This window comes from Streptomyces polyasparticus (assembly GCF_014493765.1).
Classification (GTDB): domain Bacteria; phylum Actinomycetota; class Actinomycetes; order Streptomycetales; family Streptomycetaceae; genus Streptomyces; species Streptomyces polyasparticus.
Genome location: NZ_JACTVJ010000046.1, coordinates 1 through 22,369, shown reverse-complemented (window position 1 = coordinate 22,369; position 22,369 = coordinate 1). Strand labels below are relative to the sequence as shown.

Here is a 22,369-nt window from a genome sequence, read left to right as displayed (position 1 = left end):
GCTCGATCCGCGCCCACTGCGCGTCAGTCAGCGACACACCAGACCAACGATCAGATGATCCGAAGGAAACGGCCTAGGCCTGGGCCGTGCTGGGCCTGGACGTGGAGATCGTCCGCCGTCCCGACGAGGCGAAGGGGCTCGTCTCGCTCAGGCGCAGGTGGATCGTGGAGCGCAGCCTGGCGTGGCTGGTCAACTCGCGCCGTCTGGCCAGGGATTACGAGTACCTGCCCGTCGTGCACGAGGCGATGATGAAGTGGGCGATGATCCGCATCATGGCCGGCCGCGTCGCCGCCGCGGGGATCAGGCCGCCGACGTCCCGGCCCAGCCATAGACACCACGGCTCACCAACCGCAGCCAGCCCTTCCGGGAGAGGCGCTGCAGCCGGTTGCGCACGTTCTGCCGCGAGCCGTCCGTGTCCGGCCGGCCCAGGAGCCGGTGCACCTCGATCGCTCGGATCCCCGCCAGCCCGGCGTCCTTCACCGCCTGCGCGGTCTTCGGGTAGTCCCGAGGCAGCAGCGAAAGGTCGGCTTCCGGACGCCACTTGGGAAACCTCTGCGCTGCCTGAAGTTCCCGCTCGGCAGCCGCGACGACCTCCCGCGCGGCCCGCACCGCCAACTCGGCCTCGGCAAGCCACTCGTCAACGACCTTGTCACGGGTCAGATGCGACACGAACCGATCTCCCTGCCGGCTGGGAGACATGAACGGCGCAGAATCTGCCCCGCCCGCCCCTCCACAAGCAAGACGATCAAGAGACCGCTACAAGGTCATCGGATTCGCGAAGGGTTCTGACGTTCACCTTCAGGTAGTGGCGGTGCAGCACAGCGAGTTGACCGATCTCCGCGTTGATCAGTCAACAGCGCTCGCACTCGTTCAGGCCCGAGCCGAGCCCAAGCTCCTTGGCAGCTCGGATCGGGCCCGACCATAAGGATGATTTCAAACGTGTTTGCCGCTACTCGTGGAGGCTGGCCACATCGACGTCCGGGTCAGGCAGGCCGAGCTGCTCGACCGCGGTGGTGGCCTCCACGTTCAGCGGAAGACCCCAGTCAGCGAAGAAGCCCAGCAAATTGTGACCGGCAGCCTTGCTGGCGTAGTAGGCAAGGTTCTTGTACGCAACCTCAGGCGTGGGGCGGTAGGCGCTGGCCCGGACATTCTCACGTATGTCCTTGTGCACAGCGGGCCAAAAGTCGTCGCCATAGGCCAGCCGCAACTGCTCGAACATGCACAGGCGCTCCCACAGCCCCATGTTGTCCCAGGTCACACCGCTATCAAGCTTGTCCAGGGCACGGTCCCAGAAGGTCGTGCCGTCGCTGCCAGGCTTGAGAAGTCGGGACGGCAGCCCCATCTCCCGCTGAAACGCCAATGAATACATGTTGACAGTGACTTCATTGAGCGCGCTGTTGTCCGGCAGGTATCCGATCATCTGGTTCTGGTGGCCGAGCTCGTGGGCGATGCCCCACGAGCCCCTGAGGCCCGCCGGCGTCAGCAGCTCCTGGGCGTATCCGTGCTTCGCCCCGAAGGTCATGTATCGATGCGTGGCGTAGGCACTGCCTACTTCCCGATAATTGCCGAGAGTGAAGTGACCGCGCAGTGTCGAGCGCTCGTGCCGGGTGGACGAGCCGTCGAGGCCGTTGACGGAGTTATGCGAAGCCATCAGACGCTCGTACAGCGCCATCAGCTCGTCCTGATCAGCGTCGCGATGCTTCAGCGCGCTCGCACGGTCCACCGTGACGATTGCGTGCTCGGACACAAGCTCGGCCTGCGGGGACTCGGCGCGCTCGTCGAGCATGTCTCGGTACTCGGCGGGGGTCGTGACGCCGAGTACGAAGCGCGGGGCCTTCACCGCCGTGTCGCCGATGGTGACCTCGGCGGAGTTGCCCGCGCCGCTGAGGGCCAGGTAGAGCATGCCGCCACCCGCGTCGGTGATGGTGCTCTCGCCCGCCTTGAGCTGGTGGGTTCGCGGCTTGGTGTACGTCGTGTCTGGGTCGGTGTCGGGGGCGCCGATGAACAGGTACGGCGTGCCGACGGCATTCTCCACCGTGACCTTGAGCTGTGCCCCTGCGGGCAGGTAGAGGCCTGTGGAGTGGTTGTCGCTGGACTGCCGGAACGTGCCAACGCGGCTGCGCTCGTCGCTGACTCCCCCCTCACCCTTCAACGTGAACGTAGTGCCTTCGGTCGGTACCGTCACGGTCTGCGAGGCGCCGGCGGCGGACGTATTCCCCGCCGCATCGACTGCGCGCACCGCGAGAGTGAGGGTCTCGCCCGGCTTGAGGTCCGTGAGGACAGCCTGCGTGCTGGTCGTGGTGGCGACGGGTGCCTCGACACCATCCCGCATGACCTGGTAACCGGTCACCCCGACGTTGTCCATCGACGGCTTCCACGTGAGGTGCACGCCGTCCCCACCGACGGTGGGGACCTCAAGGTCCGGCGCGGTCGGCGCCTCGGTGTCGGGGAGCTCACCGGCACCTCCGTCACACGGAGCGCCATCGAGAGCGCACTGTTCCGGTTCGGCCGAGCTCTTGGCGACCACGAGTCCGACGGACACCGAGGATCCGGGGGCCAGAGCCGCCGCCCACGACGGACTGGTCACGGTGACGTGTCGGCCGTCTACCTTGTGGTCGCCGGACCACAGCGAGGTCAACTCCGCGCCTTGCGGAAGGTCGAATTCGAGCTTCCAGGTCTTCATGGAGGCGGAGCCGCCATTGGAGATCGTGAACTCGCCTTGGTAACCGCCGCCCCAGTCCTGAGTCTGGGCAAACGTGGCGGTCGCGCCCTCGGCGGCCGTGTCGGCGGCTCCAGCGGAGGAGGCCAGGCTCAGACCGCCGAGGACAACGCTGGCGGACAGTACGAACAGTAGTGTGGGCCTGAGGGCCGACATGGGTTCTCCTGATACATGGGCAATGCAGGGTTCCCAGCAGTGTCGCCGCTAGGAGTCGCCGAACATGTCCACGAATGGTGGCCGCCTGGCATTGAAAGTTGATGACCTGGATGGTCAGCCTCGCCTTGGCCTTGAGAGCTTGAGGGCTTGCCCCACTTTGCCGGGCATGCGAGATCAGGCTCTCTGGCCCGACGGGATTTCCATCGTGGAGAGCATGAGGAAGGAGAAGCACACAGCCCCGAGGGCGATAGCACTCCAGCAGTGCGGCGTCCCGGCTACCACTGCAATCAACCGATGACAGAAGAGTGTTGATTCAAGGCGGGACCGCACGGGACTACTGAGCTGGGGTTCATGGAGTCGTAGCCGCTGATAGACCTTGATTCTCGCGGTGCGCTGTTGTCATGAGGTACGCACACGGCGACGCGCTGACGGATGTGCGGCAGGAGTTCCGTGACGGTCTTAGATTCCTCGCGGCTGAGTGGGGTTGCGTCCTGCGAAGTGGTGTACGGGTTCCACCTAATCTGGGGGTTTGCTCCTGGTTCTGGTGGGTGCCTGCATAGACGAACGGCCACCGGCTGATCTTCGAGATGTCGAGTCACGAAGGAGATCAGCACGATGACCGCACCTGACAGTGTGCCCCTGCACAGCCTTGCTGAAGACAATCTCGCCGCGGCGAGTCCAGACCTGCTGCGCGCGGTGGTCAAGACGTTCGCCGACGCGCTCATGTCGGCGGAGGCCGACGCCCAGTGCGGCGCCGAATACGGGCAGGTCAGCGACGAACGCGTCAACCACCGCAACGGCTACCGGACTCGGGAGTGGGACACGAGGGCCGGCACCGTCGAACTGGCCATTCCCAAGCTGCGCGCCGGGAGTTACTTCCCGACCTGGCTGCTCGAGCGCCGTCGCCGGGCCGAGCAGGCCCTCATCAGCGTGGTCGCCACCGCCTACCTACTCGGTGTCAGCACGCGCAGGGTGGAGAAGCTCGCCGCGAGTCTCGGGGTGACTCAGCTGTCGAAGTCGCAGGTCAGCGCGATGGCCAAGCACCTGGACGGGCAGGTCGAAGCGTTCCGCAACCGGCCACTGGACGCCAGCCCGTACTCCTTCATCTGGGTCGACGCACTGACCCAGAAGGTCCGCGAAGGGCGGCCGCATCATCAACATCCACGCGCTGATCGCGGTCGGCGTCAACACCGACGGGCACCGCGAGATCCTCGGCATCGACGTCGCCACCGCCGAGGACGGGGCCGGCTGGCTCGCCTTCCTGCGCTCGCTGATCGCCCGCGGCCTGTCCGGCGTTCAGCTCGTCACCTCCGATGCGCACGCCGGGCTGGTGGAAGCCATCGGCGCGGTCCTGCCCGGCGCATCGTGGCAGCGATGCCGCACCCACTACGCCCGCAACCTGCTCTCCCAGGTCCCCAAGTCGGCCCAGCCCTGGGTCGCCACGCTGCTGCGAACCATCTTCGAACAGCCCGACGCGGATGCGGTCCAAGCCCAGATGAGTCACGTCCTGGACGCCCTGGAGGCCAAGTTCCCCAAGGCCGCAGCCCACTTGGACACCGCTCAGGCAGACCTGCTGGCGTTCGCCGTGTTCCCACGCGAGATCTGGCGGCAGATCTGGTCCAACAATCCACAGGAACGGCTGAACAAGGAGATCCGCCGCCGCACCGACGTGGTCGGCATCTTCCCCGACCGCACCGCCGTGATCCGCTTGGTCGGCGCCGTTTTGGCCGAGCAGAACGACGAATGGACCGAGGCCCGCCGCTACATGAGCCGCGAACTCCTGGCCAAGGCCCGACTCCACCCGATCGACGGAGAATCCGACAATCTCGCCCAGCCGACCGAACTCACTGCCTAACCTGAAATTGGATCACCGAGTGGCCGTCGATACACCACTCCCGCGGACGTGACCCTGAGTGGTTTGGCCAGGGTGATTCGTACTCCGGAGTGGTTTGGCCAGGGTGATTCGTACTCCGTGATCGCGAAGGAGCTGCGGGTCAGTGTCCGGTCCGTGCAACGGTGGCGGTCCGCGTGCTGCGAATCACTGGATCGTCTCGCAGGCCGTGATCATCGCCACCGGGATCTCCGCCAGTGGGCACCGCGAGATCCTCGGGCAGTGGAGTCTCCCCTGCTCGAAGGAAGTTGAGAGCTTGGGGAAGGTCGGCACCAGCGAGCCGAAGCCGTTCTGGATCACGTTCCTGCGGTCGCTTCGGGCCCGTGGCCTGGAACACGTCCAGCTGGTGATCTCGGACTCGCACTGCGGGCTGGTGGCCGCGATCCGCAACGGCTCGGCCGAGATGGTCGCCGCCACCATCCGCACGATCTTCACGCAGACCACCGCCGCCACCGTCCGCACCCAGCTGAACGTCGTCGCGGACATGCTCGGATGATGTCTGCGTACAACCTGATGTGTCCCTGGCAGGACCTCGGTGAAGAAGGTCCGAGCCTCCGTGTGCCGGTGACGCTCCGCCATTCGAGGCGTCGTCTGAGGTGGGCCATGAGCACGACGCGGTGGGTGGAGAAGGGGGACGCCGGCGCGGTCTGTGATCCGGCCTTCGTTGACGCCGAAGTTGAACGGGGTGGTGATGCCCTGGTCGACCGCTGGCTGGTCCTCGCGGATGGCCTTGGCCAGGCTGGTCAAGGGAGCAAGCCGCGCTCGACGAACGTCACCTTCGAGCAGGCCGGGTTCTCGCAATACAACCGCCGCACCGAGAGGTCGATCACCACCGGTCTGCCGCCGACCGCCTCATCGGCGACGTGCCGCACGTACCGCGAGTGCACCCACGACGACAGGCAACCGCACTCCGGACAGGCACACGCGATCCCGTCCAGGGTGTAAGCCGCGATCCGGATCAGGTCCGCTCCGATGCGCACCCATTCGACCTGCACGTTCGCCAACTGCGGTAGCAGTTCGGACAGTTCGACATCACACGCGACCAGCCTGCCCGAACCCAGGCATGTCAGGCACCAGAACCCTCAGCCTGATCAACGGCTACGAAAATCTTGTAAGACCCAAGAACAAGACAGCCCCGTCGGTAGCCCAAGCCTCGATGCCGCTATCGCGAGCTGCTCGGCAGTGCCTGCCGGGACCGGTCGGCCCGAATCGGGAAGGCCATGCCGGTCAGGCGGTGAGCAACGCGGCCATACCTACGGTGGACTGGGGCGGCGAGCTAGGGGGCCTCGAGAAACGCCTGGGCGAAGGTCTTGGGGACGAGTTGGAGGACGGCGGTCCAGTGAGGGGACGCTTGGAATTCCCGAAGCGGCGAAGCGCCCCACGGCGGCGGTTCCGGGAGGCGCTTCGATTGAGAGCCTGAGACGAAAGGAGAGGTTTGATCAGCTGTTGATGGTGTCCCCGATCCAGTCAAGGTATTTCGACGTGTCGGTGTATGTGCTTGTGTATCGGTCGTCGGACGTGACGGCTATGCTCTTGGCGGTGCCCGCGAGTTGCCATCCTCGAATGTCTTCGATGAGGAGGGGGCCACCAGAGTCGGCGTTTCTGAGCCCTGGCCCGTCAGTTGTGAACCTCAGCCCATCGTCGACAGTGTCAGTCAGGGGGAGAGTGAGCCCCTGCAGGTGTTCGGGGGTCTCCGTATCATCGTCGCTCGTATATCCCCAGCCGAGCATGCGCAGCGATGTGTTGATGCTCGGGGTCTGTGTGTTGAGCGTGGCAGGCTGGTTTGTCACGGGCTTGTCGAGTTTGATCAGGGCCAGGTCGGTGCCTTCCACCCCGTTACCCCAATGCGCGGTGGGATGGGGGTAAGCTGCGTCGGCCTTGGCGAGAGTCCCGCCGTCGGATGCGTTCAGGCTTCCGATCCTAAGCTGAGAGGGAAGAACGATTCCCTCGTCGCGCTTCATAACACAGTGAGCGGCAGTGAGGACCCACTGTGAGTCGACAAGAGTGCCGCCGCAGAAGTGCCCCGCTTCGTCTTGCAGGGACGTCATCCAGGGCAGGGGGGTTTCCACATCACTGCCGCCCTCAATGGCCTGGGCTGAGGTGGCAGCCAGGAGAGTGGCGCTCACTGCAGTCAGTGCCACCGCCCACTTGCGAACACGTATCACGGGCTGCTTTCGGAAGGCTGCTATGGCGCGGCCAGACTTATACAACGGTGCTTCTCCTGTATTCGGTGAAGGGCCCTGCGGTTCGTGAACTTCACGCCTGAGGGCTGGCCATCACTCCGCACGATGATCGTTGCGAAGCAGGCCATCTTGAATAGCAGGCCTTCCTATGTGCATGGGCGCAAACAAGACACCGCTTATCTCTAGTCTTGCCGCTTCGGCGCCCGCAACCGGTTCCAGGAGGCCGACCCTGGCCAGCCGGCGGTGTTCATGCCCGACTACCCGACTTGCACTGCTACTTAGACGTTTTCCTATGTGGTGGGGTTTGCCCCCATTTGAAGTTCACCCCTTGATCTGGACAGGTTGATACTGGGGCATATGGGTTCCGGAGCAAGCAGTCCAGGTAGTGCGTAAGAAGAGCAGTACGAACAACAGGTACACGCCCGAGTTCAACCGGGACGCGGTGGAGCTGGTCCGTTCCTCCGGGCGGACGCCGACCGCGGTGGCCCGGGATCTGGGCGTGAGCCCCGAGAGTGTGCGGGCCTGGGTGAACCAGGCGAAGACCGACCGGGGCGAGGGAGCGCCGGGTGCGCTGACCACCGCCGAGCGCGAGGAGCTCGTCGCGCTGCGGCGCCGCGTCCGCAAGGTGGAGCAGACCAACGAGATCCTGGTAAAAGCCGCGGCCCTCTTCGCGCAGAAGGCGGCGAAGTAGACGTCCTGTGTCGCTTCGTCCACGAGGAGAGGGCCGAAACAGACAGGGCCGGCGGATACAGCATCAGCCTGCTGTGCCGGGCGCTTGGCCTGCACCGTTCCACCTACTATGCCTGGCTGGCCGCGCGCCCCGCGGCGTCCGAACGGGCACGGGCGGATGAGGAGTTGGCCGGCGAGATCCACGGCAAGTCCCGGGGCGCCTACGGCGTCCCGCGTGTCCATGCCGCACTGCGGCGTGCGGGGCGACGGATCAACCGCAAGAAGGTCGCGCGGCTCATGCGCGAGCGCGGCATCCGCGGGATCACCCGCCGTTGGCGATGGTCCCTGACCAAGCAGGACAGTAAGGCTGCCCCGGCTCCTGACCTGGTCGGACGCGACTTCACCGCCGCCGAGCCCGGCACGAAGCTGGTGTCCGACATCACGTACCTGCCCACCCTTGCGGGCTGGTGGTATCTGGCCACGGTCATCGATCTGGCCACCCGCGAAGTGATCGGGTACGCGATGGCCGATCATCACCGCGCAAGCCTGGTCGTCGACGCGCTGACAATGGCTGCCGGCCGCGGCGCCCTCAAGAGCGGCTGCATCGCACACTCGGACCGCGGATCGGAGGGCGGATTCAACTGGTCGTCGCAACACCTCCATCGTGGAGGAGAGTGTTGTGGCCCAAGGAAGGGCTCGGGCAGCGATTCAGGCGGGTCGTCCACCGCTGCGGTCACCGGGACGGCCGCCTGTCAACCGGCGGAAGGAACAGCAGCAGTTCTGGCGGAAGATCGCCGAGGCCTGCCCAGCGAGGCCGCAGCAGTGGCGTGCGGTGTGTCGATGCCGTTGGGGTCACGGTGGTTTCGTGAGGGTGGCGGCATGCCGCCGATCAGCCTTGATGAGCCGTCCGGCCGCTATCTGTCGTTCGCCGAGCGCGAGGAGATCGCGGTGCTGCGGGCGAAGGGGCGCGGAGTTCGGGAGATTGCCCGCCGTATCGGCCGTTCGCCGTCGACGATTTCGCGGGAGTTGCGGCGCAACGCGGCGACGCGCGGAGGCCGTTTGGACTACCGGGCCTCGGTCGCGCAGTGGCATGCCGACCGGCAGGCCCTGCGTCCCAAGACCTCCAAACTCGCCGCCAATGAGAGGCTCCAGGCCTACGTGCAGGACCGGCTCGCCGGCACTGTGACCGCACCGGACGGCAGCCAGGTTTCCGGTCCCGAAACCCGCTGGATCGGGAGAAGACACGGTCCCCGCAAGGACCGGCGATGGGCCACTTCGTGGAGCCCGGAGTAGATCGCCCGCCGCCTCCCGCTCGACTTCCCCCATGATGAGTCGATGCGCATCTCGCACGAGGCGATCTATCAAGCCCTCTACATTCAGGGACGCGGCGGTCTGCGCTGCGAGTTGGTGGCCTGCCTGCGCACCGGCCGGGCCTTGCGCGTTCCGCGGGCCCGCACCCGCGGCCGGGGCAAGAAGTTCGTCACCGACGAGGTCAAGATCGGCCAGCGGCCCGCCGAGGCGGAGGACCGCGCGGTTCCCAGGCACTGGGAAGGCGATCTCATCATCGGCCTGAACCGGTCCGCGATCGGCACCCTGGTCGAGCGAACCACTCGCTTCACGATGCTGCTGCATCTGCCGCCAATGCCCGGTCACGGCGACGGCCCCAGGGTCAAGAACGGCCCGCCACTGGCCGGTCACGGAGCCGAGGCCGTACGTGATGCCGTCGCCGCCACGATCACGACCCTGCCCGGACAGCTCCGCAAGTCGCTCACCTGGGGCCAGGGCGCGGAGATGGCCCAGCGCGCCCAACTCCGCATCGATACCGGCCTGCAGATCTACTTCGCCGACCCCCACAGTCCCTGGCAGCGCGGCACCAACGAGAACACCAACGGCCTGCTGCGGCAGTACTTTCCCAAGGGCACTGATCTATCCCGGCACAGCCGCAACGACCTTGACGCCGTCGCCGCTGCCCTGAACGGCCGTCCCGCAAGACACTCGGATGGAGAACTCCCTCAGAAGCCCTCAACGAGCATCTACTCTCACTGCAGAGAACCAATGTTGCAATGCCCCCCCTTGAACCTGAGCAATACACATCCGCCGCGTTCGCCGAAGCCTGCAGGTCAGCAGGGGTGAGGAGGAGCATGAGCGCCGTCGGGAGCTCCGCGGACAACGCCGCCGCGGAAAGCTTCAACGCGTCGCTGAAGAGGAAGACACTCAAGGGCGCGAAGGCATGGCCGACAGCCCGCCAAGCCCGCCTCGACACGTTCCGCTGGTCCGGCCGATACAACACCCGACGGCGCCACTCCCGCCTCGGCCAACGCAGCCCGATCGCCTACGAAACAGCACTTCAAGAACCATCAACTACCCTGACACAAGCGGCACAAGACGTGTCCAGCTGGGCGGCCGTCGACCGGCACGTCCGACACCGTCCGGCGGTGGTACCCGTCCCTCGTGGCACCTTGTCGAGGCGAACGGGGACCTGCCGTTGAGGGGGAAGCCCAGGCCGACAGCACTGAGGTCATCGTCGGAATCTCGCCACAGACCTTGGCCGTGACCGGCGCCCCTGTCCCGCTCGAGCACCTCGTGCACAACTTCGCACCAACGCGATCTGTTACAACCATGCCAGCGGCGACGTCCGTGTCCGTATAGGCCCGGACTTGCATTGAACTGACCAATATCGGCCAGCTCGTGCCGTCCGAAAGCGGTCCCCGACTCGTCGAACTTTACCAACCCGGCACAAAACGCCACCATGCTCCCGGCGAGGACGCTGGACTGGGTCTATCCATCGCCGAACGCATCTGCCGCGCCCAATTCGTCGCCGTCGCCGGGCACGCCAACCCCACGGGACGCCGCACCAACGGTGTCACCGGGGGCCAGACGAGACGCGCTGGCCACCCCGGCACCTGTTCTTCCACAGGGTGTGAGCCGTAGCGGCCGGACTCGCGGTGCGTCAGGAGCGCGTGCAGGTGCTCATGAGTGGCGGGACAGACTCCCGCGCAGCATCCCGAGCACGGCGCCGCAGCGCATCATGGCTCGCGCCCGATGGCTTCGCCCCAGGGGAACGAGTGTCACTGCCTTGGCTGCGGCGAGGAGGTCACGGCCGATGTCGGCTGGCGTCCAGCGGGCGCCCCGGTCCCGGTGGCGCCTGTAGAGCGGAATATCGTAGCGACTGTACTGGAAGCTCTGGCGGAACAGTGCCCGCGGAGTGGAGCGGAGCCTGTATTCCATGCGGGCCTCTCGCGCACAGACCAGCAAAGCGCCCTCATACGCGGCGCGCCAACACAAATCGGCGTCCTCACCGCACAACAGGCTCTCGTCAAATCCGTCCAGTCGTATGAGGAGATCACGGCTGAGACCGAGGTTGCAGCTGGGCGCGTAAGGAAGGTGCCGAAACCGGACGGGTAGCTCGGTGCGCCCGGTGGAGAAGAGACTCGCCAGCCACTCCTCATTGAGCAGTCCGTACGACAGCACTCCACAGACAATCGCCGACTGCGACAGACCCTCTGCCATGGCCTTCATCCAGCCGGGGTCGGCGACGTCGTCCGCATCGCAGAAGAGGATCAACTCGGCGTCGGTCGAGCGCCATCCAACATTCCGTGCGTAGCTGGGACCGGGTGCGCCCGTCGCGTTCACAACCATGACGCGCATACGCGTGCTGTACGCTTCTCCCGCCAATCGCAGGCCTGGGTCTTCCGTTCCTCGGTTCCAGCTGATGATCACTTCGAAGGGCTCGGTCCAGGTCTGACGGTCAAGTGCGGCTAGCTGGTCGCGCAAGTGGCCAAAGCCCCCTCCATACGGGATGACGACAGCTAGGCGGCCTGGGGAGTTCACGCCTCGGCCCTCTCTGTGTATCGGCCGAGTCCGACAGCAGGCTGTTGACCAGCGTGCCAGCGTCGCAGTTGCTCTGCGGCAGACTCCAGACGGTCCTGCAAGGCGGTGGTGCGGGATGCGACGCTGAAAATGCGCCCCGGCTCTGTCGCCTTCTCGAGCTCGTCGGCAATCAGGTGGCTGTTCGCCGTTACCCCCAGGGCCGGCCTTTCGCCAGAAACGCTCAACCAGAAGTCGTCACACTTGCTGGCGTAGGCGAGAGGCACAGTGGGGATACCGCAAGCAACACCCGCCACCGTGCCGTGCAGCCGCTCCGAGAGGAGCAGTGAACATCCGGCGATCGCCTGCATCATGCCGTGGACGTCGCCGCTGTAAGCCACGATCTCGGCACTGGTCCCGTTACCCAATGCCTTCACGAGGTTGTGTGCTGCCCCTGCGTCCTCCGGCGAGAGTTGCACGACACGGACGGTGGTGCCAGGGTGTGCGGCCAAATAGATGCGGATGGCGTCGGCAACGACTTCCACGCTGAACCGGCTCACCGGGCTGGCCCCGAGACACACACCGACTACCGGCCGGGCGGCTGGTGTCGGCAGCGGCATCGCGTACCGGGTGTACAGGAGCGCGGGATCTCCGATGACAGGGGCGGGGCGCCAGTGGCGCTGGCACTCCTCGCTGGTGAGAGGGCCGCGGACGCCGAACAAGGCCACGTTCGGCAGTGCGCCCCACTGCGCCCAGTCGGTGCGCTGGAGCCCGAGGGCGAAAGTGTCGTCGGACGACGCGGCGCCTGCTCCGGCCACAACGAGTGCGTGGGCATCGTAGTAGGTCATTGCGTTGCGAGCGTGGGCCCCCCAACTCGCGAACCCGACCGTTGTGCCTCCACCTAGCAGCACCAGGCGTTCGCCCGAGAGCGTACGGACGCGTTGAGAGAAGAAGCGGGGCGCGGCAGCGGCGTAGTCACGCCGAGTGAGGGGGGCCTGGATGCGCAGGGGCGTGCCGAGTGCGACCTTCCACGTGGCGTACAGCAGGTCGTCACCGAAGTTCTGGAAACCCTGCCAGCCCAGATAGATGATGTGGCGTCTGATGTTCATGTCTCTTTCCCGACAGTGGTGGTGGCAGCGGCGGGCGAGCGCCGATGCAGCAGAGCTGTAATGCTCGCGATGTCCGCCCGTACAGGAGGCAGGAGCACGGCACAGGTGCCCGCGGCGAGGGCTGCCACAGCCAGATTGACCAGCAGCGACAGCGGACCCGCCGCTGGATCGACGATGCCGCGAGCAGTGGTGAGGGAGGCCGCGACGGTGAGCGCGACGACACCCGGCCAGAGCACGGGCGCGAAGAGGTCCATGACACGGAGTCCAGCTCTGGCTCGCGCCAGCAAGAACGCGGGCAAGACCATACCAACGGAGGTCAGGGCATATGCGAGCGCCATGCCACGCACACCCCAGGGCACCCCTGCGAGGAGTGAGAACAGTTGGATGGGACGGCTGGCGAAAGCCCACGCGCTCTGCCGCGAGACCTGGTCGGTGGCCACGAAAACCCACGAGGTGACGTAGCCGAGGGTTTGCCCGAAACCCGCGATCGCCAGAATTCGGAACAGACTCGCGGCCTCCGCCCAGGCAGGACCGAACAGGACGCGCACGATACCGTCGGCGAGAACGGCGAGGGTGACGAAGGTAGGCCACAGGACGTAGCCGACAACGGTTACCACCGTGCGGTACGAGCGGCGAAACCGGTCCCGGCTCGCGTGTACCCGGCTGAACGCGGGAATGGCGACTCGCTGGAGCGGACCGCTGACCTGTTCCAGTGGGAGTACGAGGAGCTGGCTCGCCTGAGTGTAAAGGCCAGCGGCGGCAGGCCCCGCGAAGGCCCCGACCAGGATCTTGTCGAAGCTACGGGTCACGTAATTGAGCAATTGGACGGCCGAGACGTTCGCAGCGAACCCCATGTGCTCGCACACGTCATGCCAAGGAGCCGGGCGGCCCGGCCGCCATGGGCAGGACAGCAGCGTCCCCCCGCATTGGAGCAGCGCGAAGACCAGGGCCTGGACGACCAATGCTGTCCTTCCAGCACCAGCCACTGAGAGCGCGATCGCTCCTCCCGAGCCAGCCAGCGCGGCCATGAGTTCCACGGCTGCCAGCCGTCCGAAGACGAGGTTGCGCGCCAGTAGCGCGGCTGGCACGGCCGCGCTACTGGCGAGGGCGAAGAGGATTGCCAGCAGGGTCAGTTCGGATGTATGTCCGGGTACTGATAGAACCGCAGCGAGCCAAGGCCCGGCGGCGACGAGCACCACTGTTATCAGGAGTCCCGCGCTGATGCTCAGGTAGTGCAGGCTCGACACCACGGCCTGAGGGAGACTGGCTCGCTGGACCACGACGAGCGACAGGCCGGATACTCGCAGCAGTTCCGCGCCCGCCGCGTAGACGAGCACGATGGCGGCGAACCCGTACTGTTCGGGTCCAAGCAGACGGGCGACGAGTACAACCGTGGCGAGCTGGATGACGAAACGGACCCAGGTGCCGGAGGCTGTGATCACGCCGCCACGAACGACTGCACTCGCTCCCGGGGCATTTCCGCGCCAGTCGGCCTGACGCACCGTCCTGGACCGTCGATGCCGGCCCCGGCCGCCACGAGTACGGCGGTGATGTCGCGCTGAATCACTCCGAGCCGAGGCTGGCTCGCTTCGGGTATCGAGTAGTGTCATGGCTCTGTGCCTTGGGGCGCCGAGATCCGTGAATCTACTTCTTGTACTCGTTCTGCTTGCCCTTGTCGGTGACGTCAGGCTTGTTGTCGGAGTTGACGGAGTTGGCGTCACTGTTGATGGTCACCTTGCCAACCATCTTGGCCGTGACGTCGTTGAGGGCGCCGTCGATGATGAGAGTCTTGATTGCGCCCTTGACCTTCACGATGCTGTCGTTTGACTTGACGTGTACCGTGCCACAGTCGCCGTCGATGGTCACCTCGGAACCACTGTCTGTGACAGTGGCCTTGCCGTCCTTGCACACGGTGCTCTTCTTCGGGAGCTTGTACGGTGCGGTCGCGGGGGTCGACGGCTTGTCCGAGGCGGCCTTAGACGGGGTGCTGGAGGTCTCGGGCGTGGCGGAATCGGCAGAGCCGGAATCGCCACACGCGGAGAGTCCGAGAGCGAGGGAGCCAGCCAGCACAGCGGCGGCGAGGGCGGAGTGACCGCGATTCATTACGTTTCCTTCGGAGGATGACAGTTGGGCCGGATGAGCCCTGGTGCGCGGCTGTGATCCGCACACTGCTTCCATAGTCAATGTCGACTTGGCTCATTCCTAGAGGAATAAGTTGACGAGGACATCCAAAGGTTGACGACGTCCGTCGGTCAGTAGGCGCCGTTCGGACGAAGGACGGTTTGGACGGTCCGGAGCAGGATCGCGGCGTCTACAGCAATTGACCAGTTGTCGACGTACCAGAGGTCGAGCCGCACGCCTCGCTCCCAGGACAGATCGGATCGACCGCTGACCTGCCACAGCCCAGTTATGCCCGGCTTGACGAGAAGCCGACGATGGGCGGTCGGCTCGTACTCCGCTACCTCGCGGGGCAAGGCCGGGCGCGGCCCCACGAGGCTCATGTCGCCGCGCAGTACGTTCCAGAGTTGAGGCAGTTCATCCAGGGAGAACTTGCGCAGCAGGACCCCGATACGGGTCACACGAGGATCACGCGCCATCTTGAACAGCGGTCCCGCGCCTTCGTTGTGCACAGTGAGTTCCGTGAGCCGGGCTTCCGCGTCCACTGCCATGCTGCGGAGCTTCGCCATCCGAAATTCCCGGCCCCCGCGGCCCACCCGCACCTGCCGGAAGAAGCACGGACCCCGGTCTTCAGCCTTGACCAGAATGGCCAGAACTGCGATCACCGGAAGGGCACACAGCAGGGCGGGCACGGCGACGCACACGTCTAGGCATCGCTTGGCGCTCCTGCGCAATCGGCGCGAGTGCCGGTCGGCCAGCCGAGCGAGGGGGAGGCCGTCGACGGAGGCCACGTGGAGCCGGCGGCTCGACACGTGAGCCAGCGGGGTGGCCGCAACGAACTCGATGGCCGATTCCTCGAGGCTCCAGGCGAGCTGCTGGACGAACTCCCGGCCCCCGCGGACATCCCCGGCAACGATGACGCTGTCCACCTGCCGGGCGTGAGCCACCTGCGCGACCTCCTGGGGCTGACAGAGCACCGGGAGGGTCTGGCCGCCAACTGTAAGCGCATGACCGGTAGCCATGCCCTGTACCGCCACGCCCACCACTTCGAATCCCACGCCTGGCTCGTCTTGGATCCGAGCGGCGACGTACTCAGCATCGGAACGGGAGCCGAGGATGATGCACTGCGCCCCGCTGCTGCCGACGAGCCGACCGCGCACTGACCTGAGTAGGGCACGCTCACCGACGAGCAGCGGGACACCGAACGCGAGAACGCCCAGGACGAAGTTCCTCATGCCGCCTCCGACGCCGAGCAGCACGACGCCGCTCGCGAAACTCGCGAAAGCGAAACCGGTGGCTCGCAGGACGCGTCGGGCCTCATGAGTGGGCGAAGCCAGTGCCGCCCGCCCTCTGCTGCCGGATCTACCCAAGAGCCACAGCCAAATGACGGCCAGGAGCGCTGTCAGGGTGAGGTTTTCCGCCATGCCGTGGGCCGGAGTGGCTGTCAGAACGGCGCCGCCGCTCGCGGAACACACCACAGCAGTGTCCGCCACAGCGACCCAGGTGCGATGACGGCGGATCCTCTGGGCTCGGCTCTGGTGCCGACGGTGCTGCTCGCGACGGGCCGCACCTGCTGCGCGGGAATGTTCCTCCACACGAGTGTGCAGCAGTGTCATCGGAGATTCTCCTCGTTGGGTGCCCCAGCGTCGGACGGGGTTCGGTGGTGTGATCGGTGCACTCCCCCAGTGCGTGGGCGGCCTGTTCGATCCGCTCCGCCCGTGAGGCAGTTGCCCCGGGTCCGGTCAATCGAGCGACGGCGTCGCCCAGCTGCTGCGGCGTTTCGACGAGGCCTGAGCAGTTCATGCTGCGCAGGGCCTGGGCGCCACAGGTGACTACGGGGATACCTAGGGTGACGGCCTCCAGCAAAGACAGCGGAACCCCCGCCCCCCAGGCCGCTGTGTGCACGCTCAGACCCACTCCGTCCCCTGCCGCGATCACCCCTTCGCGAGAGAGCCGGCCGGTGAGCGTGACACCCGCCGCCTCCAGATCCGCTCGGCGTCGGCGTCACCGAGTCACCCCCAGCGGGGACCATCCGCCTGGACCCGTGCCGCCGCCAAGAGTCGAGGGACCTTCTGCGGGCAGCTCCAGCCTGCGGTGGCCACGGCACCCTCCGTGAACGGCCAGGGGGTGCTGCCGGACTGGGGTCGGGGCAGGGCATGTGGGACGAAGTCCACGTGCTGGGCAAGGCGCGGCCGACGGGACAGGTCGGCCTCGATGGGGCTGACGGCGGCGACGATCTCGCCGCGGCGGGCCAAGACGCGCCCGGCGAGCCGGAGGACCGGCGAACGCCTGCAGGGCGAGGTGCTGACCGTCCCGTTCAGTAAGCCGACCCGCGACGCCGAACATGAAGGGGTCCCCGGTCTGACGCCCGTGCCGTTCGTTGCCCGCATCGGAAATCAGAGAAGGCACGGGTCCGGGGATCACATGATGGTGGGCGCCGTCCGGAACTGCGGTCGGAGTGGACCAGGAGTTGGCGACGACGACACGTACACCCCGGGCCGCGGTGCGCAGCAGCACCGCGTTGGGGTGACCAACGAGTCGGCGCAGGTGGTCGTGCGCGTGCGGAACTCGGTCGGCTCGTGTTGTAGCAGCATCGGGCACATGCGCCTTGGTCGAGTGGGTATCGACGGCAACCGCGTTACACCTGCGGATACTTGCAGCAACCTGCTTCAGTAGAGCAGGTATTGCCCCGGCACTGGGCACGATGACCGCGAGTGCCGCAGCGCGAGCCCGATAAGAGGTGAGGCTGCCCGGGAGGGGTACGAAGTCGTCGCTGACGCCCTGCTCCTCGAGAACGTCCCGCATCGGCCCGCCCTCCCCGGATACGACGACAGGCCCGTACTGGGTCATCAACGGCGCGACGCGAGATAGGAAGATCTCCGCCTCCGCGACTCGCGCGCTGTGCTGCATCATCAGGATAATCGGGCGACCGCTGGGATCGTGTGCCTGGGGCACGATGCACTGCTCCTAGATCCTGGTGAAGAGGGGGCGCTTTGAAGGGGTAACCGACAGGCTTCGTATTCAGATTGCAGGCCAAGCGCCCAGAAAGGTCCCGCCATTGGTTGACACGAGGCGCTATTCCGTCAACATTTCAATGGCATTGGATGACCTGAGGAATCGGAACGGGTGATGTACCGGATGCGGCCTACGCCATTTCGCGGACGAAGTCGCGCAGCCAGGCCTGAAAGTCGGGCCCCAGATCCGGCCGCTCGCACGCAAGCCGGACGATGGCGCGCAAGTAGTCGCCCCGGTCGCCGGTGTCATAACGGCGACCGCGGAAGACGATGCCGTGGACCGGGCCTCCGAGGTTCTCGTCACAGACCAGCTCCTGCAAGGCATCGGTCAGCTGGATCTCGCCACCGCGTCCCGGTCGCGTGGTGCGTAGTACGTCGAAGACAGCGGGGTCCAGAACATAGCGGCCGATGACCGCGTAGGTGCTCGGCGCTTCGCCTGCGGCAGGCTTCTCCACCAGGCCGGTGATGGTGACGACGGCGTCTTCGGTGGTCCTCTTGATCGCCGCGCAGCCGTACATGTGGATGTCGGCGGGGTCGACCTCCATCAGGGCTATCACACTGCCGCCCTTCTGTTCCTGAACCTCCACCATGCGCCGGAGCAGTTGGTCGCGTGGATCGATCAGATCGTCGCCGAGCAGGACCGCGAACGGCTGGTTCGCGACGTGCTGCTCGGCGCACAGCACGGCGTGGCCAAGGCCACGCGGGTCGCCTTGGCGCACGTAGTGCAGGTCGGCCAGAGCGCTGGACTCCTGAACCCGCGCAAGACGGTCGGTGTCTCCCTTGCGCTTGAGGGCCGACTCCAGCTCGTAGTTACTGTCGAAGTGGTCCTCCAGGGCACGCTTGTTTCGTCCCGTGACCATCAATACGTCTGAGAGTCCGGCCTCAACAGCTTCTTCCACGACGTACTGGATGGCTGGCTTGTCGACTACGGGCAGCATCTCTTTCGGCGTCGCCTTCGTAGCCGGGAGGAACCGGGTCCCGAGGCCAGCGGCAGGGATCACGGCCTTGATAGCGCGATGTGACGGGGTGCGCGAGGGGGCGAAGGTGGGTCTCATGTGTCTGTTCCAGTAGTTCGTGCGCGGAAGTATGACGAGTCAGCGAGTGAGGAAAGAGACGAGTGAGTCGACTGCCGGCACGATCTCGTCGGACATGAGGTCGAATGCCCGGTCATCGCGGCCGAACGGGTCGGCGACTTCGTAAGTCCGGGGATCCCGCATCCGAACGGCGGGCCGGGCGGCCGCGGCCAGAGCGCTCAACCGGAGGAGCCGGTCAGCCGGGTCCCTGGGCAGTGCTACGTCGGGGGCATGCTCGAGGAGCGTCGCAATTTCACGCAGCGTGAATGCACGCCGCAAGTGTCCAGGCGAGTGCTCCACGACCCAGTGCCGATGTTCCCGGGCCATACATAGAACGAGGTCAGTATCGGCGAGTAGTTGGGAAGTCAGCTGCCTAGCCTTGTGCGGCGTGACCGGGACCCCGAGTGCCTGCAGGCGCGAAGCTGCCTCGGGGCTCATGTCCTGTCCGCTGGCTGAGTGGGTTCCAGCGCTACTGAACTCCGCGAGGGGTCTCTGTGAGCCGAGGGGAGGGAATCGATGGCGCAACAGTTGCTCGGCGAAAGGAGACCGGCAGATGTTGCCAGTGCAGACGACTAGGATCCGCACCACGTTACGCTCCCTGCCGGGCGGCTTTGCCCCGACCCCGATGCCCGCCGCGCTTCAATCGGGATGGCTTAGCGCCGGCGCTGCGGCGCTCGGAACGAGACGAGTAGTCGTAGTACGCCTGCGCGTCCAGCCCCTTCTTACCTCCATTGACCGTCAGGCCGACGGTACGTGCACCGACACTCTGCAACGCCGCCAGGGCACCGCGCAGTTGGCTGTAACGAGGGCTCTCGTCCAGACCCACGACCAGGCAGACCGCGGAAGTCTCCGAGCCCAGGACAGCGGGATCTGTGACCGGGACGAGCGGTGGCGCGTCGAAGATCACCAAATCGAACTCCCGCTCAAGGACGGCTATCAGGCAGCGCATCGATTCGGAGGCGAGCAGCTCGCTCGGGTTGGGCGGTATGAGGCCGGACGCCATGATCGATAGATGCCCGTCCGCGCCCCACGGTTGGATCGCGTCGGCGACCTCGACGCGACCGGCCAGCACGGTCGTCAAACCAACCGCGTCCTCCAGGCCGAGGTAGTGGGCGACCCGCGGGCGGCGAAGATCCGCATCGACGAGCAGGACACGCGAGCCGCCCTGGGCGCAGACCATCGCCAGGTTGATCGCTGTGGTGCTCTTGCCCTCACCGGGGATGGAGGATGTCACGGTCAGACTGCGGACCCGCTCGTCCGGGCTGGTGAAGAGCAGGTTCGTCCGCAACTGTCGATAGCTCTCGGCGCGGGCGCTAAATGATTCGCCCTCCAGCGAGAGCAGCACCTCGCCCGAGTCGGACTTCGCCTGTTGGGTTCGCCCCAGGATGGGAAGCGTGGTGATGTGAGCGATGTCCTCCTCGCCGCGGACGCGGGTGTTGAGCCGTTCCCGTGCGACAGCAGCGAGGAGGCCGACGACGAGACCGAAGCCGAAGCCGAGTGCCGCGTCCCGGACCGGCTTCGGCGAGACCGGAGCCTGGGGCTGCTCGGCCTTCTGAACCACAGTCAGGCGGAGTTGGCTCTTCCCCTTGCCGTCGGGCCTCTCAATGGCGTTCACGGTCTTCACGAGGGAGTCGGCGGTCGCGTTGGCGATTGCCGCGGCACGGCCCGCCCCGTGATGCTTCGCGGCGATGACTACGAGGACGCTTCCCTGGGGAGTGGTGGCTGTAACAGCCGCGCGCACCTCGGCCAGCGATATGTCCAGATCCTTGGCCACGGACTCCAGCACGCGTGAGGTCGAGACGAGGTCTCCGTACGACGTCACCCGCCGTTCGGTGAACGTGCTGCCCTGTGCGAGATCGCCCGCCGAGCCTTCGCCTACAACGGAGACGAACACCTCGGCTTGTGCCTGATAGACGGGCTCCTGCCGAATCGACCAGCCGAAGGCCAGGCTCGCACCGACGACCGAACCGATAGAAAGGAACAACCAGCGCCTGCGCGCGAGCCGCAGATAGGACCACAGCGTGGCTGGGGCTCCGGAAGATGCTCCGGCGGGCGCGTCAAGCGGGGAGCGCTCGCGCTCGGGATACAGGGACATGAGTGGGCCTTGGAATCGGGGCTGAGCCACGGTGCGGGCGTGGCGGGTCGGGGATGGCTTGATCAATCGTCGTCGGATCAGCAGCCCTGGAGGTAAGCCAAAGGCTGATTTCACGGCACCATCGGACACAAAGCGCGGTAGTGGGCTGCTTGTCGCGATATGCCGAAGGCGCATCACCACGGAGGACGTATGACCTCGCGGTGCGGTAGCGGGACCGGGGATTCCCCTGTTCAGCGCGGGCTGACCGTCAGGCTGTCCGTCTCGTTCTCCGCCAGATAGGCGGCCATGTCATCGTCTCGGATCGCCTGCCACAGGCGCTCCCCGGCCGACCGGTCAAGGTTGACGACTGACTGACCCTGAACAGTGCCGGTACCGCTCGTGGGCGCGTTCATGAACTCCATGTCGTGGACGCGCAGGTTTCGATGCGCCCACGCGAGATCCCGCAGATCGCTGTTGGAGAGTTGATCGTCGACGCTTACGCTCGCTGTCACCTTGTCGAGTAGAGCCTTGGCCGCGAAAGGGTCGCTGAGCGTCGCCTTCGAGAGCGTCTTGGCGAACACCGCACGCAAGAAGTTCTGCTGACGGTGTGTTCGGTCGAGGTCTCCGCGCGCGAGAGAGTAGCGCTCACGGACGTACCCGAGCGCTTCCTCCCCGTTCATATGACGCTTCTCGCCATCGGCCAACGGGATGTCTACACCCCCTAGCTCGTTGGTCAGCTTCTTGAAACCATCCCAGTCGAGCACAGCGAAGTGGTCCACTTTGAGGTTAGTCAGGCGCTGAACCGTGTCGATCAGGAGGGGCGGCCCGCCCCAGGAGAACGCCGCGTTGAGCTTCGCCTTGCCGTGACCCGGGATATAGACCCATGAGTCACGCGGCAGAGAAACGAAGTAAGCCGCGGAGTGGTCCGCGGGCAGATGTACCAGCATCATCGTGTCGCTGCGCTGGGCACCGGGCTTCCACAAGTCGCCTGTGGCCTGCTCACCGGTGGTCGGGAGGGACGAACGTGAGTCGACGCCGGCAAGGAGGAAGTTTTGCCCCCCCTTGCCCGGTTCAGGCTGGGCCTCAGCAGGGACGTCCGTCGGGAACACGCTCGGGATCCGATGGACCTTCCCGAGGTAGTGCGAAACGGTCCACCATCCCATTCCCGCTGCCAACAGGATTCCCACTGCTAGTAGGCAAAACGCTGCGAGGAGGACCTTGCGGGCGCGAGGCCTCCGAGGAACGGGGCGGTCGGAGGCCTGCTTGAGTTCGGCCGAATCGGTAGCCATGGCCGGTGTTTCTCTCCCTGGTCGGAGCTGCGCAAGGCGACAGGTTGGTCGCCACTTGCACAGGCTAGGCACCAAATCTCCGAGGCCCGTACGGCAAAAGATGACAGCATCCCGAACAAGTTGATCACTGCACGGCCGCCCCTCGGAATCCCTGTGCTTGCACGCTCAAGGGCTCTGGCTGCGCATAGCCCTTAGGTCGTCTCTTTCGGATCATGTTGCTGACCAGATGAAGATGGCGGCGATGTGGAGTCCGGCGAGGTAGATGGT

At 66.0% G+C, this 22,369-nt stretch carries 15 protein-coding genes and 5 pseudogenes; 7 read left to right on the top strand and 13 right to left on the bottom strand.

The window, feature by feature from the left end:
- Nucleotides 1–300: 300 nt before the first annotated feature.
- Both H9Y04_RS47305 and H9Y04_RS44275 read right to left on the bottom strand, forming a co-directional pair.
- On the bottom strand, nt 301–669 hold the full coding sequence (locus H9Y04_RS47305; protein WP_236072208.1) for a hypothetical protein: 369 nt from the start codon (nt 667–669) through the stop codon (nt 301–303).
- Between the two features lie 280 nt (nt 670–949).
- Nucleotides 950–2,875 (bottom strand): M60 family metallopeptidase, encoded by a 1,926-nt coding sequence (locus tag H9Y04_RS44275; RefSeq protein WP_187819939.1) that lies wholly within the window; start codon nt 2,873–2,875, stop codon nt 950–952.
- A gap of 615 nt (nt 2,876–3,490) precedes the next feature.
- Between H9Y04_RS44275 and H9Y04_RS44270 the strand changes: the two are divergent.
- The 3 genes and pseudogenes from H9Y04_RS44270 to H9Y04_RS44260 form a co-directional block, all read left to right on the top strand.
- Nucleotides 3,491–4,730 (top strand): annotated as a pseudogene (locus H9Y04_RS44270) (IS256 family transposase).
- Nucleotides 4,731–4,778: 48 nt separating this feature from the next.
- A complete protein-coding gene (locus H9Y04_RS47300) occupies nt 4,779–5,018 on the top strand; it encodes a helix-turn-helix domain-containing protein (protein ID WP_308802048.1) in 240 nt (79 codons plus the stop codon).
- Nucleotides 4,912–5,259: pseudogene (locus H9Y04_RS44260) on the top strand (transposase); the annotation flags it as partial. The gene H9Y04_RS47300 and the pseudogene H9Y04_RS44260, both read left to right, overlap by 107 nt.
- Before the next feature lie 250 nt (nt 5,260–5,509).
- Here the strand turns inward: H9Y04_RS44260 and H9Y04_RS48525 are convergent.
- Together H9Y04_RS48525 and H9Y04_RS44250 are read right to left on the bottom strand one after the other, a co-directional pair.
- The gene (locus H9Y04_RS48525; RefSeq protein ID WP_368858451.1) at nt 5,510–5,638 is read right to left on the bottom strand and encodes a hypothetical protein; all 129 of its coding nucleotides are present in this window, start codon (nt 5,636–5,638) and stop codon (nt 5,510–5,512) included.
- A 567-nt stretch (nt 5,639–6,205) separates the two neighbouring features.
- The gene (locus H9Y04_RS44250; protein WP_187819937.1) at nt 6,206–6,892 is read right to left on the bottom strand and encodes a S1 family peptidase; all 687 of its coding nucleotides are present in this window, start codon (nt 6,890–6,892) and stop codon (nt 6,206–6,208) included.
- 442 nt (nt 6,893–7,334) lie between these two features.
- On the opposite strand from H9Y04_RS44250, the gene H9Y04_RS46345 reads away from it, so the two are divergent.
- The 4 genes and pseudogenes from H9Y04_RS46345 to H9Y04_RS47290 form a co-directional block, all read left to right on the top strand.
- Nucleotides 7,335–7,640 (top strand): transposase, encoded by a 306-nt coding sequence (locus H9Y04_RS46345; RefSeq protein ID WP_214662252.1) that lies wholly within the window; start codon nt 7,335–7,337, stop codon nt 7,638–7,640.
- 5 nt (nt 7,641–7,645) lie between these two features.
- Nucleotides 7,646–8,236: pseudogene (locus H9Y04_RS44245) on the top strand (IS3 family transposase); the annotation flags it as partial.
- Between the two features lie 61 nt (nt 8,237–8,297).
- Nucleotides 8,298–9,681, top strand: a pseudogene (locus H9Y04_RS44240) (IS30 family transposase); the annotation flags it as partial.
- Between the two features lie 21 nt (nt 9,682–9,702).
- Nucleotides 9,703–9,999, top strand: a pseudogene (locus tag H9Y04_RS47290) (integrase core domain-containing protein); the annotation flags it as partial.
- A 589-nt stretch (nt 10,000–10,588) separates the two neighbouring features.
- Here the strand turns inward: H9Y04_RS47290 and H9Y04_RS44230 are convergent.
- The 9 genes from H9Y04_RS44230 to H9Y04_RS44190 all read right to left on the bottom strand — a co-directional run bounded on the left by H9Y04_RS44230 (nt 10,589) and on the right by H9Y04_RS44190 (nt 21,922).
- Nucleotides 10,589–11,449, bottom strand: a complete 861-nt coding sequence (locus H9Y04_RS44230) for a glycosyltransferase family 2 protein (RefSeq protein WP_187819936.1) — start codon at nt 11,447–11,449, stop codon at nt 10,589–10,591.
- On the bottom strand, nt 11,446–12,534 hold the full coding sequence (locus H9Y04_RS44225; RefSeq protein ID WP_187819935.1) for a polysaccharide pyruvyl transferase family protein: 1,089 nt from the start codon (nt 12,532–12,534) through the stop codon (nt 11,446–11,448). The genes H9Y04_RS44230 and H9Y04_RS44225 overlap by 4 nt, the downstream gene beginning before the upstream one ends.
- Entirely contained in the window at nt 12,531–13,976 is a 1,446-nt protein-coding gene (locus H9Y04_RS44220) for a lipopolysaccharide biosynthesis protein (protein ID WP_187819934.1), read from the bottom strand. The genes H9Y04_RS44225 and H9Y04_RS44220 overlap by 4 nt, the downstream gene beginning before the upstream one ends.
- A 202-nt stretch (nt 13,977–14,178) precedes the next feature.
- On the bottom strand, nt 14,179–14,637 hold the full coding sequence (locus H9Y04_RS44215) for a hypothetical protein (RefSeq protein WP_187819933.1): 459 nt from the start codon (nt 14,635–14,637) through the stop codon (nt 14,179–14,181).
- Between the two features lie 149 nt (nt 14,638–14,786).
- Nucleotides 14,787–16,268 (bottom strand): sugar transferase, encoded by a 1,482-nt coding sequence (locus tag H9Y04_RS44210; RefSeq protein WP_187819932.1) that lies wholly within the window; start codon nt 16,266–16,268, stop codon nt 14,787–14,789.
- A gap of 1,529 nt (nt 16,269–17,797) precedes the next feature.
- Complete coding sequence (gene galU / locus H9Y04_RS44205) at nt 17,798–18,721, bottom strand: UTP--glucose-1-phosphate uridylyltransferase GalU (protein WP_187819931.1); 924 nt, start codon at nt 18,719–18,721, stop codon at nt 17,798–17,800.
- Nucleotides 18,722–18,760: 39 nt separating this feature from the next.
- Entirely contained in the window at nt 18,761–19,324 is a 564-nt protein-coding gene (locus H9Y04_RS48520; RefSeq protein ID WP_368858450.1) for an arsenate reductase/protein-tyrosine-phosphatase family protein, read from the bottom strand.
- Nucleotides 19,325–19,328: 4 nt separating this feature from the next.
- Nucleotides 19,329–20,834, bottom strand: coding sequence for a tyrosine-protein kinase domain-containing protein (locus tag H9Y04_RS44195; protein WP_187819929.1), 1,506 nt, complete (start codon nt 20,832–20,834; stop codon nt 19,329–19,331).
- 230 nt (nt 20,835–21,064) lie between these two features.
- Nucleotides 21,065–21,922 (bottom strand): LCP family protein, encoded by an 858-nt coding sequence (locus H9Y04_RS44190; protein ID WP_308802047.1) that lies wholly within the window; start codon nt 21,920–21,922, stop codon nt 21,065–21,067.
- Nucleotides 21,923–22,369 lie beyond the last annotated feature (447 nt).